Genomic DNA, 17506 nt, shown 5'->3' with positions numbered 1-17506 from the left:
GCCCCCGCCGGACCGAGAATTCATGGCATGACCCAGCAGCCCCTGCTCCTCCTCGACGTGGACGGACCGCTCAACCCCTACGCCGCGCCGAAGCGGAGGCCCGAGGGCTACGCCACCCACCGGCTGCGCCCCTCCTGGTGGGTGGCGAAGCAGGAGCACCTGGCGGCGGTCCAGGCCCGGCAGGCGACCCGCGCCAGGCACGCCAAGCCCCCCGCCGTCCGGGTCAAGCCGCTGCGGGTCTGGCTCAACCCCTCGCACGGCGCGGAACTGCTGGCACTGCCCTACGAACTGGTGTGGGCCACCGGCTGGATGGGCGACGCGAACACCCACATAGGCCCGCACCTGGGCCTGCCCGAACTCCCGTACATCAGCTGGTCCGACCTGTTCGGCGAGGCACGGGACGGGCTGCACTGGAAGACCAGGGACGTGGTCGCCTGGGCCGCCGGGCGCCCGTTCGTCTGGGTGGACGACGAACTCGGCCCGCGGGACGAGGAGTGGATCGAGGCGAACCACCCCGGCCCGGCGCTCGCCCTGCACGTCAACCCCCGACTCGGCCTGCTCGCCGACGACTTCGCCACGCTACGGGATTGGGCGGAGGGGTGTGCTGTTCCAGGGGCGTGAACGGAGAAGGGTGGGGCGCGCGAGGTGTGAACGGTCGAGCGGAGTGCGCCGAGCGCCCCGTTGTGCTCGGGGCGCCGCCCTTTCTACCGTCCCGTCATGACCATTCTCACGGAGCCCATCGGCAGCATCCCCCGGCCGAGCACTCTGCTGAACGCCCTGACCGAACACGCCGAGGGGCGGCTGTCCGACGCCGACCTGAAGAAGCTGCAGGACGAGGCCACCGCCGACACCCTGGCCAGGCTGGCGGAGCTCGGCTGCCCCGTCCTGGTGGACGGCGAGCAGGCGAAGCCGAGCTTCGTCACGTACCCCCTCGCCGGGCTGACCTCCCTCGCCGGGGACGGCGCCGTCATCCCCTTCGCCGACGGACACACCCGGCAGCTGCCGCGGCTGACCGCCGGACCCTTCCGGTACCGGGTCCGTGCCGAGACCTATCTGCGCGACGCCCTGCGGCACACCTCGCAGCCCGTCAAGCAAGCCGTCATCGCACCCTCCGCGCTCAGCCTGCTCTACCCCGCCGACGGCATCGACGGGTACTCGCGCGAGAACTTCCTGGAGGACCTGGCCGACGAGGCCGAGGCCGACATTCGCGGCTGCCTGGACGCGGGCGCCCACGTCGTCCAACTCGACTTCACCGAGGCCCGGTTGTCGCTCAAGCTGGACCCGTCGGGCAGTCTGCTGGACGACTTCGTGGCCCTCAACAACCAGGTGCTCGACCGGTTCGCCGAGGAGGAGCGGGCCCGCCTCGGCGTGCACACCTGCCCGGGCGGGGACCAGGACTCCACCCACAGCCTGGACGTCGACTACGCCGAGCTGCTGCCGAAGCTCTTCCGGCTCAGGGTCGGCAACTTCTACGTGCAGCTGGCGAGCGAGGCCGACCCCGACCGCGTGCTCGCCGTCATCGCGGATCAACTCCGCCCCGGAATCCGGGTGTTCGTCGGAGTGACCGACCCGATCGACCCCAGGGTGGAGACCCCGGAGGAGGTGCGGGACCGGGTGCTGGCCGCAGCCCGGCACATCCCGGTCGACCAGCTCGGCACGACCGACGACTGCGGATTCTCGCCGTTCGCAGACGACGCCTCCACCTCGCGGGACACCGCCTTCGCCAAGATCGCGGCCCGCGTGAAGGGCACCGCCCTGGCGGCGGAGGCGCTCGGGCTCCAGTAGCGCTCGCCGGGTCGGCCGGGGGTGGGCTGTCGTGCGTCCGCCCGGCCGTCCGCCTGCCCGTCCGGCCGCCCGCCCGGCCTGACGGGCGGGCGGCCGGCGGCCGGGGGTGGGCTGGTGTTGCGCCGGTCAGGCCGAACGGAGAACGGCCTCAAGGGCGTTGAGGAACCGGTCGGTGGTCGCCTCGTCCCGGACGGCGATCCGCAGCCACTCCTCGCCCAGCCCCGGGAAGGTGTCCCCGCGCCGGACGGCGAAGCCGTGCTCGCGCAGCCGCCGCCGGACCGCCGCCGCCTCGGGCAGCCGTACCAGAACGAAGGAGGCGGCCGGTTCGCCGTACAGCCGCACCGACGGGAAGGCGGCCAGGCCCTTCACCAAGTGCTCGCGCCAGAGCGCCAGTTCGGCCGCCGCCAGCTCCGCCTCGGCGAGCGCCGCCGGGCCGCTGCACGCCTCGGCGGCGGCCAGTGCCGGGGTGGAGACCGGCCAGAGCGGCTGGGCGGCGCCGAGGTCGGCGATCAGCGGTGCGGGTCCGAGCACGTAGCCGATCCGCAGTCCGGCCAGCCCCCAGGTCTTGGTGAGGCTGCGCAGCACGACGACCCGGCCGGGCAGGTCCCGGGCGGAGGCGAGGGACTCCCGCTCGCCCGGGACGGTGTCCATGAACGCCTCGTCCACCACCAGGGTGCGCCCCGGCCGGGCCAGTGCGGCGACGGCCTCGGCGGGGTGCAGCACGGAGGTCGGGTTGGTCGGGTTGCCGAGGACGACCAGGTCCGCCTCCTCGGGGACGGCGCCCAGCCGGAAGCCGTCCCCGGGGGAGAGCAGTACCCGGTGCACGTGGTGTCCGGCGTCCCGCAGGGCCGCCTCCGGCTCGGTGAACTGGGGGTGCACCACGACGATGTGACGTGGCGTCAGCACGCGCGCCAGCAGGACGAAGGCCTCCGCCGCCCCCGAGGTGAGCAGCACCTCCTCGACCGGGCGGGCGTGCCGGGCGGCCACGGCGGCGCGCGCGGCGCTCTGGTCGGGGTAGGCGGCGAGGTCGCCGAGGGTGGCCGCGAGGTGCTCGCGCAGCCAGGCGGGGGGAGTGCCGGTGCGGACGTTGACGGCGAGGTCGACCAGGCCGAGCCCGTCGGCGCGCACCTCGGCGTCGCCGTGGTGGCGCAGGTCGGGTTCGGGGGCGGTCACGCGGGGTCTCCTCGCTGGGTGGTGCGGCTGGTTCGGGTGGTCGCGACTGGTGGTGGACGTGATGCGGCTCTACGGGCCGGGTGGTGCGGCGGGCCGCGGGTCGTCGCCGAGGTCGAGCGGTGCGAGCCGTCCGTGCGCCGCCGCCCGGGCGATCGCGAGCGTGGCCCGCGCCGACTTCCGCTTGGTGACCACGAGCCGGCCCCCCGGCGCGCTCGCCAGCGCCGCGGCCTCGGCCACGCTCGCGGTGCCGACGGCCGTACCGACGGCGGCGGAGGGGTTCGGCACCGGCACGCCCGCGAGCACCTCGGGCGGGTGCTCGTCCACGGGTACGCCGGTGAGGTGGTCGGCCGCCCAGCGCACCGCCGGGTGGTCCGCCTTGCCCGCCACGGTGGCCAGCCGGGCCACCTCGGAGCGGTCCAGCCCGGCCTCCCGGAGGGTGTCCGTCAGCAGCCGCAGCACCTCGGTCCGCTCGGCGCCGCTGCTCGCACCGATCCCGACCACCAGGGTGCGGGGGACGACGGCGACCAGTCCGCTCACGTGCCGCACCCTTTCGTCCCAAGCTCCGGTGATCCCACCACGCCCGGGCGGAACGGGTCAATCGCGGCGGGTGTGAGATCCGACGCCGGTGCCGTCGCTGCTCCCGACGCCCTTCCCGGTGTCCTTCCCGATGCTCTTGCCGACGCCGCCGGTCCGCCGGGGCGCGGCAGCTGTTCGTCTGTTCTTCACTTGTCTTGTGCGGTACACGTCACCGCGGCACTCCTACTGTTCTCGGCGCTCCCGCCAGGAAGCCCCGACATCCGGAGGACCCCATGGCCTTCGCACGACTGCGCACCCCCGGCACCCCCTCTTCCGCCGTCGCCTCCCTCCCGCGCCCCGGCCGCCGCCGGCCGCGCCCGCTGCGTCCGCTCACCGCGCTGGCCGCCGGCCTCGGCCTGGTCGCCGGCTCGCTCGGCCTCTGGGCCGCCGGCGGCAGCGCGGCCGCCGACACCGCCGCGGGCGCCGCCGCCGGCCTGCCCGCGCCCGACCACGTGGTCGTCGTCGTCCTGGAGAACCACGCCTACTCCCAGGTGATCGGCAGCTCCAAGGCCCCGTACATCAACACCACCCTGGTGGCCGGCGGCGCGACGCTGACCCAGTCCTACGCGCTCACCCACCCCAGCCAGCCCAACTACTACATGCTGTTCTCCGGCAGCTCCCAGGGCATCGTGGACGACGGCTGCGTGGACGTCGGCGCCCTGCAGCAGCCCAACCTCGCGTCCGAGCTGATCGGCGCCGGCCAGACCTGGGCCAGCTACAACGAGGGCCTGCCCGGCCCCGGCGCCACCGACTGCAGCAGCGGCAACTACGCCCAGAAGCACAACCCGTGGTTCGGCTTCGGCAACGTGCCCACCTCCAGCGCGTACGGCATGGACGCGTTCCCGAGCGACTACAGCACCCTGCCGAAGGTCTCCTTCGTCGTCCCGGACCTCTGCGACGACATGCACGACTGCTCCGTCGGCACCGGCGACTCCTGGCTCCAGGCCAACCTCGACGGGTACGCGCAGTGGGCGAAGAGCCACAACAGCCTGCTCCTGCTCACCTTCGACGAGGACAACAAGCTGTCCGGCAACCGCATCCCGACCCTCGTCTACGGCGCCCACGTCGCCCCCGGCAGCAGCACCGCCACCACGTACAACCACTACGACGTGCTGCACACCCTGGAGGACCTGGCCGGGGTCAACGCCCACGCGGGCAACTCGGCCGGTGCCGCCGACATCACCGGAATCTGGAACTGACGCCCGTGTACGTCGCGGACTCCCGCAGCTCGAAGGCCCCCGCCGCCCCGACCGCCGCCGACGCGGCCCCCCTCGGGGCGGCCCCCGCGCCGGCCACCGGTCGGGCGCGGCGGGGCGCCGTGCCGGGGGCGGTCCTCGCCCTCGGCACGGTCAGCCTGGTCACCGACATCTCCTCCGAGATGGTCACCGCCGTCCTCCCGCTCTACCTGCTCACCGGCCTCGGCCTCTCCCCGCTCGGCTTCGGCCTGCTCGACGGCATCCAGAACGGCTTCAGCGCGCTGGTCCGGCTGGTCGGCGGCCACCTCTCGGACCGCCGCGGCCGCGACGGCGCCGCCCGCCACAAGGCCGTCGCGGCCGTCGGGTACGGGCTGTCCGCGCTGTGCCGGCCGCTGCTGCTGTTCGTCCACACCGTGCCGCTGATCGGCGCCGTGATCGCCGTCGACCGCACCGGCAAGGGCCTGCGCACCGCGCCCCGGGACGCGATGATCTCGCTCGCCACCGAACCCGCCCACCGCGGCCGGGCGTTCGGGGTGCACCGGGCGATGGACACGGCCGGGGCCCTGCTCGGCCCGCTCACCGCCTTCCTGGTGCTGCGGCTGGCCGGCGGCCCGCTGCTCGCCGACGGCGGCGAACGGCACGGCTACGACGCGGTGTTCACGGTCAGCTCGTGCGTCGCGGCGCTCGGCGTGCTGATCCTGCTGCTGTTCGTGCCGAACCGGCAGCAGGGCGACGACGCCTCGGCGCCCGCCCCCTCGCTGCGCGCTAGCCTCACCCTGCTGCGCCTGCCGGGGCTGCGCCGGCTGACGCTCTGCGCCGTCCTGCTCGGCCTCACCACCGTCAGCGACTCCTTCCTCTACCTGCTGGTCCAGCGCCGACTGGACCTGCCCGTCGACCTGTTCCCGCTGCTGCCGCTGGGCACCGCCGCGGCCTTCCTGCTGCTCGCCGTCCCGCTCGGCGCGCTCGCCGACCGGATCGGCCGCCACCGGCTCTTCCTCGCCGGGCACGGGGTGCTGCTGCTCGCGTACGGGCTGCTGCTCTCGCCGCTGCGCGGGCTGCCGGCGGTGCTCTGCGTGCTGGCGCTGCACGGCACCTTCTACGCGGCGACCGACGGCGTGCTCGCCGCGGCGGCCGCCGACGCCGTACCCGCCGAGCAGCGCGGCGCCGGGCTCGCCCTGGTCGGCACCGGGCAGGCGCTGGCCCGGTTCGCCTGCTCGCTGCTGTTCGGCGCGCTGTGGGGCGCGGTCGGCGGCTCGGCGGCGCTGGGCTGGTCGGCGGGGGCGCTGGCGCTGTGCGTGCTCGGCGCGGCGGCGGTGCTGCGCCGGTCCGAGCCCTCCGCCGCGGCGGTGCCGCACCTGTCCGAACCCGTCGTCGTGAAGCCCCCGGAGGAGAAGAGCCGATGAACCTGCGGAACCGGACCAGGGTGATCATCCTGCTGGTCGCCGTCGTGCTGCTCGGCGCGGTCGGCACCGGGGCCGTCCTCTACGCCGCCGACCGCACCGCCCGCCGGGACCAGGCCCAGCCCGGCGGGCCGTCCGTCGCGTCCGGCCCGGTGTCACTACAGGTGCAGTCCGGCGGACGACAGCTGTTGTTCCGCAACATGGCCTGGGGCCCGCACCGGGACGAGATCACCACCGTCGCCGCCGACCACCCGGACGGCCCGCGCACCGCCTCGGGCGTCCAGTGCCTGCGCTTCCACGCCGCCGCCGGCACCGGCATCTGCCTCCAGGCCCAGCACGGCGCGCTGGAGGACACCTACCGCGCCGTCGTCCTGGACGACCACCTGCGCGAGCTCCGCTCGTTCCCGGCGGCCGGGATCCCCACCCGCTCCCGGGTCTCGCCGTCCGGGCACCTCGCCGCCTGGACGGTCTTCGTCAGCGGCGACTCGTACGCGGGCAGCGACTTCTCCACCCGCACCTCGATCGTGGACGTCCGGGACTGGAACCTGCGGGAGAACCTGGAGGACTTCGCGGTCGTCCTGGACGGCCGCCCGTACCAGGCGCACGACATCAACATCTGGGGCGTCACCTTCGCCGACGACACCACCTTCTACGCCACCCTCGCCAGCGCCGGGCAGACCCACCTCGTCCGCGGCGACCTCACCGCCCGCACCCTCACCGCCCTGCACGACAACGTCGAGTGCCCCTCGCTCTCCCCGGACGGCACCCGCGTCGCGTACAAGAAGCGCGTCCCCGGCCTGCCCGCCGACGCCCCGTGGCGGCTGTACGTGCTCGACCTCGCCACCATGACCGAGACCGCCACCGCCGAGCAGCGCAACATCGACGACCAGGCGCTCTGGTCCGGCGCCGGCACCCTGGTCTACGCCCTGCCCGGCGACTACGGCGCCGACCTGTGGACCGTCCCGGCGGACGGTTCGGGCCGCGCGGAGCCGGTCACCAAGGCCGCGGTCGCCCCCGCCTACCTGGGCTGAGGAACTCTCGGCTACCGTCCCACGTCGAGCAGAGTGTGACGTCCCGATCAGGCATCTCGAACAAATGTCCTGATCAGACGTCCTGATCGAGCGTTCTGACCGAACGGGGGAGCAAGACAACCGTGGACGGCATCCCACCCGAGCGCACGGTGACCGACTCGTGGCCCGCCCTGCACGGCCGCCCGGTCCTGCGGCGCACCGTCGCCGTCGGGCTGGTGCTGTGCGTGTCCGTCGCCGCCGCCCTCGTGGTGCGCGGCGTCAACGCGCTCACCGCCGGCGGCACCGGCCGCGAGACCGACCGCGACCGCGCCGAACGCCTGGCCGGGCTCCACCCCTCCCAGCACCCCGGCGTCGGCCGCTTCTACGTCCCCGTCGGCGCCGTCTACACCCACACCTCCGACGGCGCCCCGGTCGCCTACCTGCACTACCGCCTCGGCGGCGGCCGGGCCCCCGGCCTCGGCGACTTCCTCAGCGCCTACGACCTCCCCGCGCCCGGCCCGGTCGCCCCGCTGCCCGCCGACCTGCTCGCCGCCCTCGGCGGCGACGAGCCGGCCGAGGCCCCGGAACTCCCCGACTCCCCGCCGCCGCCCGTCGCCACCCCCTCTCCCTCGGCCACCCCCACCCCCGCCGAGAGCCCGTCCCCGGAGGCCACCCCCGTCCCGGAGTCCGACGACCCCCTCGCCGAGCCCGCCGACCCCGCCGACCCGGCCCCCGTGGTCGCCCCCGCCCCGGACCCCGTCCCGGACGAGCCCGCCACCCCGGACGAGCCCACCCCCGACGACCCCACCCCGAGCCCCACCTGGACCCCCACCCCCACCCCCAGCCCCACTGCCCTCCCCACCCACACCCCCACCGCCCGCCGCATCTACGTCGCCACCATCTCCGGCGGCCTCCCCGGCGCCGCCGACATCTACATCCGCGCCACCGGCTGACCCCCGCCGGGCGCCGGGTCAGGCCACGTGTCGGTCGATGGTGAAGGCCATGACGCTGCCGGGTTGGAGCGGGAACGGGAGCTGGATCAGCCCGGCGGTGTTGTTGAACGGCGCGGGGAAGGTGGCCCGGACGCTCGCACCGTGGGCGGCCCCGAGCGCGCTGATCTCCGACGCGTTCACGCTCAGGCGGGTCGGCCGGAGCGCGGGATCAACGGTGAGCCGGTACTCGGCATCGGTGACATGGCGGAACACCTGGGCCTGCACGCGAATCCGTCGGTCGTTTCCCACGAACTTGCGTGCCGTGACGCTCAGCTCCACCAGGTGGCCCGCGGTGACCTGAACCTCGCGCGGTACCGGGAAGTGTTCGACCCTGGCGCGTCCGCCGACGACGTCCTCGTGCGTGGCGGGCGCGCGTTCCAGTTCGCGGTTGTCGACCCGGACCGCGCCGACCCTGAAGACTTCCGGGTCGTCCGGATCCAGGTTGTCGTCGATCATCCATCGGAGCAGGCACTCGGGCCCGGTGAAGCCGTCCAGTCCGGCGTCGTCGTTGGAGGCGAGGCAGGCGATCGTCACCGTTCCGGGCAGGGCCTCGATCCGGTAGGAGATCCGGAAGCTCTGGTAGAGGTAGTCCGGATGGGCGTCGCCGTTTGGTGCGGGCGAGAGCAGGCAGTCGTAGCGGTAGGCGGACAGCGCTCCGGCGAACAGCGGGTCACGCACCGGACCGAGGACGTCCTGCATGCCGCGAAGTACGGCGCTGTCCACCTGTTCCGTGGTCTCCCGTACGGTGAGGGAGCCGATCGCGAGGGTGACGGCCGCCGCCGACACGAAGGCGCCGCCGATGAGGCTGAGGACGGTGGCGAGGACCTGCTGGTGGGTCATCAGTGCCGCGGTCACCACGCAGACCAGCCCCACCGTCAATGCGAGGGTGTTGATCAGCGCGAGGATCTTGCGCAGTTGTCGTTCACGAGACACGGCCACGCGCCACCCCCGTGGGCCGCGTCAGAGCGCCGACCCCTCTGTGATGATCCGGACGATGCGTTCGGAGACCTCCCCGATCTCCTGCGCCGTACGAATGTTGTCCGCCTGCCCCTCGGTCAGAAAGACCATGGCGACGCGGTGTGCGGGATGCAGGACGATGCCCGCGTCGTTCACGATGCCGCGCAGGCTTCCGGTCTTGTGCCGGACCGGGACGTCGTCGTCCAGGCGGGACGGAATCCGGTCGTTGCGCAGGTAGTTGACCAGGTAGCGGCGGACCGGCTCGAGGTGGGGCGTCCGGTCGATGTACTCGACCAGCCGCAGCATGTCCTCGGCGGTCGTGGTGTTGGCCCGGCCGAGCGGACCGAGTTCCCGCTCGGAGAACCCGGCAGGGAAGGTCGTGCTGTGCAGTCCGACGGCCTTGATCGTGGCGTCGATCCGCTCCTGGCCCAGGACGGCGCGTACGTGCTCGGCTGCCGGATTGTCGCTGGTCACCAGGGCGAACCCGCACAACTCCCGTACGGTGACGGTCGAATCGGGGTCGAGGGCCTGCAGCACACTCGGGTACATCGTGCCCGGGAGGGCCCCGATCCGGACGCGCTCATCGGGGTCGAGCTCGCCGCGTTCGGCCGAGTCGAAGAGGGCCACCCCGAGGATCATCTTGGTCAGGCTCGCCGCAGGAAGCACCAGGTCCGCCCGGTGGGCGACGGTGAGCCGGGGGCCGTCGAGCGTCTTGACCAGGACGCTGCGCACGCCTGTGCCGCCGGCCGTCGCGAACGCTTCGATCTGTGCGGCGATCGCGGAGTGCAATCCGTCGGAATCGACCATCGGGCAGTCCCCTTCCTCCCGCTCTGGTCGAGTCGGGCCAACGGCTCCCTACCCGCACGGGAGCGCCGTACGCCCCGGTCCGATGACCGGGCGGGGCAGAGAGGCCGGGAACGGCCGAACGCCCGCGGGCGGGTAGCCGGCGGGCGTTCGGGAGGGGTTGGTCAGCGGGCGGCGGTGGCCGGTTCGGGGCGGGGGGTGGGGGGCTCGGCCGCGGCTGTGGAGGGGGTGGTGGTCGGGGCCGGGGTTGGGGTGCGGCGGGTGGGGGCCTGGCCGACGAGCATGGCGGCGAGGGCGAGGAGGAGGCCGAGGACCTGCCAGGGGGTGAGGGTCTGGCCGAGGACGAGGAGGCCGCCGAGGGTGGCGACGACCGGGTTGATCAGGCCGAGGAAGGAGGCCGGGCCGGCGCCGAGGTGCTCGATGCCGCGGAACCAGAGGGAGTAGGCGAGCGCGGTGCCGAACAGGCCGAGGTAGGCGAAGCCGGCCAGGTTGGCGGCGCTCAGGGCGGGCGGTGCGCCCTCGACCAGGGCGGCGAGCGGGACGAGGAATACCGAGCCGGCCAGGAGCTGCCAGCCGGTGAGGTCGAGCAGGGTGGCGCCCTCGGGGCGGCCCCAGCGGCGGGTGAGGACGGTGCCCATGGCCATCAGCGAGATCCCGGCGACCATCGAGGCGATGCCGACGCCGTCCAGCCGGGCGCCGCTCTTGAGCACCAGCAGGGCCACGCCGCCGACCCCGACCAGTCCGGCGATCACCGCCCGCCGTCCGGGTCGTACCCGCAGCACGCCGATCGAGAATCCGGCGACGAGCAGCGGCTGGATCGCCCCGATGGTGGCGGCGACGCCGCCGGGCAGGCGGTAGGCGCCGACGAACATCAGCGGGAAGAACAGCCCGATGTTGAGCATCCCGAGCACGGCTGCGCGCCCCCACCAGCGCCCCTTGGGAAGTCGGCGGCCGATCAGCAGCAGGAGCAGTCCGGCCGGGAGTGCGCGGAGCGCGGCGAGCAGCAGCGGGCGGCCGTCGGGCAGCAGCTGGGTGGTGACGAGGTAGGTGGTGCCCCACGCGGCCGGGGCGAGTGCGGCGGTGGCGGCGATCCCCGCGCGCTTGCGGTCCATGACGGCCATGACGTCCCCCTGAACGTTGATTATCTGAACGTTGAGATAATTTCTACGCCGGGGATCCGTGAACGTCAAGTATGTGAATGTTAAGATATCTACGTCGGGTGGGCAGTGGACACCGGACGGCTACGGACAGACGGCTCCGGAAGGGCGGCGGGCATGCACCAGCGCGACACCGTGGACGACATCGTCGAGCAGTGGGCCCGGGCCCGCCCCGAGCTGGACGCCGGGCCGATGGCCCTGATCGGCCGGCTGCGACGGCTCAACGTCCGGGTCGACAACGCCCTGCGCGAGTACTTCACCGCCTGCGGCCTGGACTCCTCCGAGTTCGACGTGCTGGCCACCCTGCGCCGCTCCGGCGAGCCGTACGAGCTCAACGCCCGCGCGCTGCTCAAGTCCGCGATGGTCACCTCCGGGGCCATCACCAACCGGGTCGACCGGCTGTCCGCCAAGGGACTGGTCGAGCGCAACCCCTGCCCGACCGACCGCCGGGCCGTCCTGGTCCGCCTCACCCCGGCCGGCAAGGAGCTGATCGACGGGGCCCTGGCCGGTCACGTCCGCAATGAGGAGCGCATCCTCTCGGCCCTCGACGCGGACGAGCGCAACCGGCTCGACGCCCTGCTGCGCAAGCTCCTCATCGCGCACGGGGACACCGAGCCGCTCCTCTGAGCCGGGTCGGTGCCTCCAAGGGCGGGCGCGGGCGGCGTGTCCAGCGGTGTCCCGGCGGCGTTATCCCCTGCGGAAGCCCACCGGAGGAGAGGCCCCGATGAAAGAGAAGACCCCCAGGGACATCGCCGTCGGCGACCAGCTGCGGGCCGCCGGCACCGAGGGTGCCCAGTGGCTGACCGCCTCCGGGTGGGGGCCGCCGGTCAAGGTGCCGCTGCAGGAGGCGGCGAAGTGGCAGCAGGAGACCCGCGCCCGGATGCTGGCGTCGCAGCGGGACGAGTCCTGCACCTGGTGCGACCACCTGCTGTACGGCGGGCCGCAGCCCATCGTCGTGCACGCGGAACACCCGACCCACCTGATCTGCCGCGCCTGCTCGATCGCCGCCCGCCCCCGCCGGGTCTGCCTGGACTGCGGGGAACCCGCCGCCTCCACGTCCCCGGCCGACGGGCGCGAGGACGTCTTCATGGGCGCGGTGGCGATCTACACCCGGCTGCGCTGCGCCGCCTGTCACCACTCCGACCCGCTCACCGGTACCTTCGGCCAGCCTGTCTGACCTGGGCACCCGGCGGGCCGCTCAACGGCGTGCGACCAGCGCGTACCGCTCGTCGTCCACCGGGCCGCCCCACAGCTCGGCCTCCCCGGCGAGCGGCTCGACCCGCAGCTCGGAGACCAACGGCCGTACGGCCGCCGCGAGTTCCTCCGCCCCGACCCCGCCGCCCCACGGCAGCGGCCCCGCCCCGGCCGGGTACGGCGAAACGGTGGCCTGCCCGGTCTCCCGCCAGCGGCCCTCGACCAGGACCAGCCGGCCGCCCGGCCGCAGCAGTCGCACCCAGGCGCGCAGCGCCCGCTCGGGCTCGGGGAGCGTCCAGACCAGGTGCCGCGACAGCAGGACGTCGAAGCTCTCGTCCCCGAGCGGCGGCGCGCCCGCGTCACCCACCAGGAACCGCGCCGTCAGGCCCGCCGCGACCAGCTTCGCCCTGGCCCGCCCGACCATCCGCGGCGCCAGGTCCACGCCCGTCACCCGGTGCCCGTCCGCCGCGAGCAGCAGCGACAGCGAGCCGGTGCCGCACCCGACGTCCAGCACGTCCGCCGCCCCGCCCGGCACCCACCCCCGCACCCGCCGAAGCCACGCCGCCCGCACCGGCTCCGCCCGCAACCCGTGGTCGGGCTCCTCGTCGAAGGCCGCGGCGGCCGCGTCCCAGTACTCGGCAATGGCGCGGCGGCCGGAGTCATCCATGGCGCGCATCATCGCAACCGCCACCGACACGGGCCGCTACCCGTCGATGGGGAAGGGGATCCCGTGCCGGTCCCCGCTCACCGACCGCCGAATGACGTTGACCAGCCTGACCTGTGCCGCAGTCGTCGACCGCCGAGCCTGCTCGAACTCGTCCGGAGACAGCGGATCGGTTCGTGGGTCGCGGCTACGAGCCACCTGATCGAGGAAGGTCCCGACGGCACGGCCGAACTCGTCGATCTCGGCGGCGACTTCCCTGGGTGCGATCAGGCTCGCGTGCATCAGGGCCGCACTCCATGCGCCCCAGTCGTAGTCCCAGCCACGCCGTTCGCCGTGTGCGCGCCTGAGTTCCATTGTGAACCCGGCGTAGTGGCCCAGTAGTTCCCGGTATGCGGCGAGCTGCTGGTCCCGGGACCAGTGCCGGTCCTGGGCGCGGCGCGTGACGATGCCGCCGACCAGTACACCTGCCGTGGCTGAAAGCGCCCCGGCCGCCGTCGTCACCAGTGTGTCCAGCATGGAGCCTCCTCGCCAGCGCTGACGAACGGCGGCACGAGACCAGGGCCCGGGTGCGTTGCGGGGAAGTACCCGAAGCTGCCCTAAGGTGGCACGGTGCCGGAACCCGCCGACCGTACCGGCTCACCCCACCACACCCCGGGGAGCTTGCCAACTGTGTTGGGCGGGTTGGAGGTTGGCGCTTGCGGATCGAATTCGACAGCTTCTCCCGAGCTGTCATTCGCCCAGGGGTCTTGTGGACCGTTGGCTCCAGGCGGAGCCAACGGCTCTCTGTGTGTCGCCTGCGCCCGCCCCGCAGTCGGGGCGGCAGATCCCCTCACCCCGCTCGGCCCAGGGTCGGCGGCTGCCAGTCGAAGGTCGCGGCCGAGCGGTTCAGCAGGGTGCGGGCGGGGAGGAGGCCGGTGAGGGTGAGGGCGGTGTCGCGCAGGAGGGTGGCGGCGGGGGAGCGGAGGGCGACGAGGTTGCCGATGCGGCGGGAGGCGGCGACGACGGCGGTGGTGCGGGGGAGCCGGGCGGCGGTGTAGGCGGGCAGGGCGGCGGCCGGGTCGGCGGCGGGGGTGAGCAGGGAGGCGAGGACGACGGCGTCCTCGATGGCCTGGCAGGCGCCCTGGCCCTGGAAGGGGCACATCGCGTGGGCGGCGTCGCCGAGGAGGGCGACCCGGCCGCGGTGGTGGGCGGGCAGCGGGTCGGCGAGGTCCCAGACGTCGTGGCGCAGGACGCGTTCGGGCTCGGCCAGGGCGAACAGCTGCGGTACGGGGGCGCACCAGTCGCCGAACCGGTGCAGGAGTTCGGCCCGTTCGTCCCCGTCGGCGGCCCGCTCGCCGGCCGGGGCGAGGGCGGCACCGTAGACGTAGACCCGGCCGTCGGCGAGCGGGACGACTCCGGCGAGCCGGCCGCGGCCCCACACCTCGCCGACGGCGGCCGGGCGGCGGTCGGGGGTGACGACGGCGCGCCAGGTGGTGAAACCGCTGTAGCGGGGGCCGGGGTGGCGGGGGAAGAGCAGGGCCCGGGTCGCGGAGCGGATGCCGTCGGCGGCGACGACCAGGTCGGCGGTCTCCTCCCCGTCGGCGGTGCGCAGGACGGCGGGCTCGGTGGCGCTGCCGGGGGTGACGAGGGTGGCGGGCGAGCCGGTGCGGACGGTGTCCTCCGGGAGCGCGTCGACCAGGGCGGCGATGACGTCGGCGCGGGCGACGGCGGCGATGGTGTCGCCGAAGCGGGCCTCGAAGGCCGTGGTGTCGAGGCGGGCGAGCCAGCGGCCGGAGGGGTGGCGCAGGCCGACGGCGGGGTGCGGGGCGGCGAGGGCGCGCAGGCGCGCGCCGACGCCGAGCCGGTCGAGGGAGCGCAGGGCATTGGGGGCGAGGGCGAGCCCGGCGCCGACGGGTTCGAGGGATTCGGCGCGTTCGTGGACGCGTACGGGGATGCCCTGCCGGTGGAGGGCGAGGGCGGCGGTGAGGCCGCCGATGCCGCCGCCGATGACGATCGCCTGGTGCAGGCCCATGAGGGGGCTCCTCTTCTCGCGCGACCCGGTCACTACAGGTGTAGTGTCCGATGTCCGGCACGCTACTACATGTGTAGTGAGCCGTAAACTACGGCTGTAGTGAGTTGGGGGAGCCCGACTGGAAAGGCCATGATCGGACCCATGACACCCCCGCGCCCGACCCTGATCGCCGACGCCGCCATCGACCTGATCGCCGACGCCGGCCTGCGCGGGCTCACCCACCGCGCCGTGGACGACGCGTCCGGCCTGCCCGCCGGCTCGACCTCCAACCTCGCCCGGACCAGGGCCGCCCTGCTGGAGCTCGTGCTCACCCGGATCGTCGAGCGGGAGACCGCAGACTTCCCGGTCCTCGCCGAGGGCGAACTGCCGCGGGCCGCCGTCCCGCCGCGCGAACTGCTGGCCGAGGTCGGCGCCGAGGTGCTCTTCCGGGCGCTCACGGAGGGCCGCCGGCTCACCCTGGCCCGCCTGGAACTCGCCCTGGAGGCCACCCGCAGGCCCGAACTGCGCACCCTCTACGACCGCCTGGGCGCGCGCTTCGCCCAGCGCGCCGCCGAGCTGCTCGCCGCCTCCGGCTCGGGCGACCCCACGGGGGACGCCCGCCGGTTGATCCGTTGGTGCGACGGCGTGCTGTTCAACGCCACGGCCGGCAGCGGGCACTGGCACGTGCCGATGCCGGAGGACCTGCGCGAGGAGATCGACCGCTACCTCGCCGTGCTGCTCGACCGGTAGGAGCCGGTAGGAGCCGGTAGGACCGGTGGGACCCGGCAGGGCCGGGGCCCGGGGGTGCCCGCCTATACTCCCTCTGCCCGATCAGGCAGGGGGAAGAAATGCTGAACACGCTCGACGTCGCGGTACTGGTGGTGGTCGGGGTGGCGCTGCTGGTGCGGCTGGCGACGCTGCCGGTGCTGGTTCGTGCCCAAGCGGCAACGCGCCGCCGGGCATTGGCGGCCGCCGGCGCGGACCCGGCCGGAGGTGCGCGGGGCGGCACCGGCGCGACGATCGGCGAACTGACGGTGGGTCTGCTGACCGCCGTGGGAGTGCTGGCCGTCCTGCGCGCCTGGAGCAGCGTCCTCTTCGAGGGGCTGGGGCGGTCGTTCGACGTCTACAACGCGCGGTACCTCACGATCGTCTCGCACCTGCCCCTCCACTCGGCGCGGACCTGGTACATCACCTCCTTCGTCGTCTGCCTGCTGCTCTGGCTGCTGCTCTGGTGCCTGACCCAGCGCAACCTGTGGACCGTCGGCATGCCGCCTCGGCTGTGGCGGGCCGGCCGGACCCGGGCCCAGGTCGCCGGCCTGCTCGCCCTCCGCGCGGTGCTCGCCGTGTTCCTCCTGCCGGTCGGGCTGATCGTCGCCGCGCTGGTGTTCCAGGCCGTCGCGATGGCGGCGAGCCGCCGGGCCAGGCCGGTCGGCGCGGAGGCGGTGCGCGCCGAAGAGGCCCGAGTGGCCCAGGCCGCCCAGGCCGCCCAAGCGGTCCAGGCGTTCCCGGCGTCGCCGAACCCGTACGTGCCCACCGCGCCGGCGCGGGCGCCGTACGTCCCGCCGCAGGCGCCGTACGCCCCGCCTCGGGCCCCGTACGTCCCCACGCAGTTCGCGCAGCCCGCCTCTCCGGCGCCGGCTGCCCCGGCCGCCCCGCCGGTGCTGCCGAGGCCGCCCGTCGGCAGCCCCCTCAGTGCTCACGAGCCCCGCACGATCGGCGGCTACCAGCTCCTCGGCCGGATCGGCTCCGGCGGCATGGGCACGGTCTACCTCGCCCAGCGGCAGGGCTCCGCCACCCAGGTCGCGCTCAAGACCATCAACCTCGAACTCCTCGACGACGCCGACCTGTTGCGCCGCTTCCAGCGCGAGTCCGAGGTGCTGGCGATGGTCCCCGGCGCCTACACCGCCCGGGTGCTCGACACCGGTGTGGACTCCGGACGCCCGTACCTGGCCATGGAGTTGCTGGACGGCCGCCCGCTGGACGCCCACCTGCGCGAGCAGGGGCCGATCCGCTCCGCCGAGGCGCTGCGGGCCCTCGCGCTGGCGCTGGCCGTGGCGCTGTCCGGGGTGCACCGGCTGGGGCTCGTCCACCGGGACCTCAAGCCCGCCAACATCATGCTGACCACGGCCGGTCCGCGCCTGCTGGACTTCGGCATCGCGGCGATCGTGGACGGCACCCGGCTGACCGCCACCGGCGGCGGGCCGGGCACCCTGACGTACATGGCGCCGGAGCAGTTCGGCGAGGAGCGGGTCGGTACGGCGGCCGACGTGTGGGCCTGGGCGTGCTGCGTGGTGTGCGCGGCGCACGGCGCCAGCCCGTTCGCGGCGACCAACACGGGAGCGGTGATCCGCCGGATCGTGGAGACCGGGCCCGAACCCGCGGCGCTGGCGGCGGTCCAGGCCCTCGACCCGGCGCTCGCCGCCGTCGTCACCCGCGCGCTGGCCATGGCCCCCGAGCAGCGCCCGGCGGACGGTACGGCCCTGCTGGCGGCGCTGGCGGCGGCCCAGCCGACGGCGCCGGACCCGGCGGCCGTCCACGACCAGATCACCCGGGGCTGGCAGACCCTCGCGCTGTAGCGGCGGCGCCGGGCCCGGCCCCAGTGGCTCCG

The 17506-nt window shown here is 74.4% G+C and carries 18 protein-coding genes; 10 read left to right on the top strand and 8 right to left on the bottom strand.

All coding sequences use genetic code 11. From position 1 onward, the window contains the following. Positions 1-27: 27 nt before the first annotated feature. Positions 28-621, top strand: a complete 594-nt coding sequence (locus tag ACFVXH_RS20530) for a hypothetical protein (protein WP_049656658.1) — start codon at positions 28-30, stop codon at positions 619-621. 96 nt (positions 622-717) lie between these two features. After that, complete coding sequence (locus ACFVXH_RS20525; RefSeq protein WP_049656656.1) at positions 718-1785, top strand: cobalamin-independent methionine synthase II family protein; 1068 nt, start codon at positions 718-720, stop codon at positions 1783-1785. A gap of 126 nt (positions 1786-1911) precedes the next feature. On the opposite strand, the gene cobC is transcribed toward ACFVXH_RS20525, so the two are convergent. Beyond that, positions 1912-2958 carry an Rv2231c family pyridoxal phosphate-dependent protein CobC gene (cobC, locus tag ACFVXH_RS20520; RefSeq protein WP_387825781.1) on the bottom strand — a complete coding sequence of 349 codons (1047 nt, stop codon included), beginning with the start codon at positions 2956-2958 and terminating at the stop codon, positions 1912-1914. A gap of 69 nt (positions 2959-3027) precedes the next feature. Then, the gene (locus ACFVXH_RS20515; RefSeq protein ID WP_387825779.1) at positions 3028-3495 is read right to left on the bottom strand and encodes a cobalamin biosynthesis protein; all 468 of its coding nucleotides are present in this window, start codon (positions 3493-3495) and stop codon (positions 3028-3030) included. 272 nt (positions 3496-3767) lie between these two features. Here ACFVXH_RS20515 and ACFVXH_RS20510 point away from each other — a divergent pair, with 272 nt between their 5' ends. The 4 genes from ACFVXH_RS20510 (at position 3768) to ACFVXH_RS20495 (ending at position 8093) form a co-directional block, all read left to right on the top strand. Next, on the top strand, positions 3768-4733 hold the full coding sequence (locus ACFVXH_RS20510) for an alkaline phosphatase family protein (protein WP_387825776.1): 966 nt from the start codon (positions 3768-3770) through the stop codon (positions 4731-4733). Between the two features lie 5 nt (positions 4734-4738). Then, entirely contained in the window at positions 4739-6133 is a 1395-nt protein-coding gene (locus tag ACFVXH_RS20505) for an MFS transporter (RefSeq protein WP_387825773.1), read from the top strand. Further along, positions 6130-7161 (top strand): TolB family protein, encoded by a 1032-nt coding sequence (locus ACFVXH_RS20500; protein ID WP_380737310.1) that lies wholly within the window; start codon positions 6130-6132, stop codon positions 7159-7161. Before ACFVXH_RS20505 ends, ACFVXH_RS20500 begins: the two co-directional genes overlap by 4 nt. A gap of 122 nt (positions 7162-7283) precedes the next feature. Next, complete coding sequence (locus tag ACFVXH_RS20495) at positions 7284-8093, top strand: hypothetical protein (protein ID WP_387825770.1); 810 nt, start codon at positions 7284-7286, stop codon at positions 8091-8093. Between the two features lie 18 nt (positions 8094-8111). Here ACFVXH_RS20495 and ACFVXH_RS20490 read toward each other — a convergent pair whose 3' ends face one another. The 3 genes from ACFVXH_RS20490 to ACFVXH_RS20480 form a co-directional block, all read right to left on the bottom strand. Then, on the bottom strand, positions 8112-9065 hold the full coding sequence (locus ACFVXH_RS20490) for a hypothetical protein (protein ID WP_387825767.1): 954 nt from the start codon (positions 9063-9065) through the stop codon (positions 8112-8114). Between the two features lie 27 nt (positions 9066-9092). Beyond that, the gene (locus ACFVXH_RS20485; RefSeq protein WP_387825764.1) at positions 9093-9896 is read right to left on the bottom strand and encodes a serine hydrolase; all 804 of its coding nucleotides are present in this window, start codon (positions 9894-9896) and stop codon (positions 9093-9095) included. A 161-nt stretch (positions 9897-10057) separates the two neighbouring features. Further along, positions 10058-11005 carry an EamA family transporter gene (locus tag ACFVXH_RS20480; protein ID WP_117492054.1) on the bottom strand — a complete coding sequence of 316 codons (948 nt, stop codon included), beginning with the start codon at positions 11003-11005 and terminating at the stop codon, positions 10058-10060. A gap of 162 nt (positions 11006-11167) precedes the next feature. Between ACFVXH_RS20480 and ACFVXH_RS20475 the strand changes: the two genes are divergently transcribed. Further along, positions 11168-11677 carry a MarR family winged helix-turn-helix transcriptional regulator gene (locus ACFVXH_RS20475; RefSeq protein WP_049655344.1) on the top strand — a complete coding sequence of 170 codons (510 nt, stop codon included), beginning with the start codon at positions 11168-11170 and terminating at the stop codon, positions 11675-11677. Positions 11678-11774: 97 nt separating this feature from the next. Further along, entirely contained in the window at positions 11775-12227 is a 453-nt protein-coding gene (locus tag ACFVXH_RS20470; RefSeq protein WP_387825761.1) for a hypothetical protein, read from the top strand. 21 nt (positions 12228-12248) lie between these two features. Here the strand turns inward: ACFVXH_RS20470 and ACFVXH_RS20465 are convergent, their stop codons facing one another. The 3 genes from ACFVXH_RS20465 to ACFVXH_RS20455 form a co-directional block, all read right to left on the bottom strand. Beyond that, positions 12249-12920, bottom strand: coding sequence for a class I SAM-dependent methyltransferase (locus ACFVXH_RS20465; RefSeq protein WP_387825758.1), 672 nt, complete (start codon positions 12918-12920; stop codon positions 12249-12251). A gap of 27 nt (positions 12921-12947) precedes the next feature. Beyond that, positions 12948-13424, bottom strand: a complete 477-nt coding sequence (locus ACFVXH_RS20460) for a hypothetical protein (protein ID WP_387825755.1) — start codon at positions 13422-13424, stop codon at positions 12948-12950. Between the two features lie 313 nt (positions 13425-13737). After that, positions 13738-14919, bottom strand: coding sequence for an FAD-dependent monooxygenase (locus ACFVXH_RS20455; RefSeq protein ID WP_387825752.1), 1182 nt, complete (start codon positions 14917-14919; stop codon positions 13738-13740). A 141-nt stretch (positions 14920-15060) separates the two neighbouring features. Between ACFVXH_RS20455 and ACFVXH_RS20450 the strand changes: the two genes are divergently transcribed. Together ACFVXH_RS20450 and ACFVXH_RS20445 are read left to right on the top strand one after the other, a co-directional pair. Further along, positions 15061-15648: a TetR/AcrR family transcriptional regulator gene (locus ACFVXH_RS20450; protein WP_049655369.1), complete on the top strand. Its 588-nt coding sequence runs from the start codon at positions 15061-15063 to the stop codon at positions 15646-15648. A 98-nt stretch (positions 15649-15746) separates the two neighbouring features. Then, entirely contained in the window at positions 15747-17474 is a 1728-nt protein-coding gene (locus ACFVXH_RS20445) for a serine/threonine-protein kinase (protein ID WP_387825749.1), read from the top strand. The last annotated feature ends 32 nt before the right edge of the window (positions 17475-17506 follow it).

Source organism: Kitasatospora sp. NPDC058184, assembly GCF_042883725.1.
Lineage (GTDB): Bacteria > Actinomycetota > Actinomycetes > Streptomycetales > Streptomycetaceae > Kitasatospora.
This window is presented reverse-complemented; position numbering and strand designations above follow the sequence as displayed.

Coding starts and splice junctions, on each gene's coding strand:
- ACFVXH_RS20510 (WP_387825776.1), top strand. CDS start 3,768: ATGGCCTTCGCACGACTGCGCACCCCCGGCACCCCCTCTTCCGCCGTC.
- ACFVXH_RS20530 (WP_049656658.1), top strand. CDS start 28: ATGACCCAGCAGCCCCTGCTCCTCCTCGACGTGGACGGACCGCTCAAC.
- ACFVXH_RS20450 (WP_049655369.1), top strand. CDS start 15,061: ATGACACCCCCGCGCCCGACCCTGATCGCCGACGCCGCCATCGACCTG.
- ACFVXH_RS20445 (WP_387825749.1), top strand. CDS start 15,747: ATGCTGAACACGCTCGACGTCGCGGTACTGGTGGTGGTCGGGGTGGCG.
- ACFVXH_RS20525 (WP_049656656.1), top strand. CDS start 718: ATGACCATTCTCACGGAGCCCATCGGCAGCATCCCCCGGCCGAGCACT.
- ACFVXH_RS20465 (WP_387825758.1), bottom strand. CDS start 12,920: ATGCGCGCCATGGATGACTCCGGCCGCCGCGCCATTGCCGAGTACTGG.
- ACFVXH_RS20455 (WP_387825752.1), bottom strand. CDS start 14,919: ATGGGCCTGCACCAGGCGATCGTCATCGGCGGCGGCATCGGCGGCCTC.
- ACFVXH_RS20500 (WP_380737310.1), top strand. CDS start 6,130: ATGAACCTGCGGAACCGGACCAGGGTGATCATCCTGCTGGTCGCCGTC.
- ACFVXH_RS20485 (WP_387825764.1), bottom strand. CDS start 9,896: ATGGTCGATTCCGACGGATTGCACTCCGCGATCGCCGCACAGATCGAA.
- ACFVXH_RS20480 (WP_117492054.1), bottom strand. CDS start 11,005: ATGGACCGCAAGCGCGCGGGGATCGCCGCCACCGCCGCACTCGCCCCG.
- ACFVXH_RS20475 (WP_049655344.1), top strand. CDS start 11,168: ATGCACCAGCGCGACACCGTGGACGACATCGTCGAGCAGTGGGCCCGG.
- ACFVXH_RS20470 (WP_387825761.1), top strand. CDS start 11,775: ATGAAAGAGAAGACCCCCAGGGACATCGCCGTCGGCGACCAGCTGCGG.
- ACFVXH_RS20460 (WP_387825755.1), bottom strand. CDS start 13,424: ATGCTGGACACACTGGTGACGACGGCGGCCGGGGCGCTTTCAGCCACG.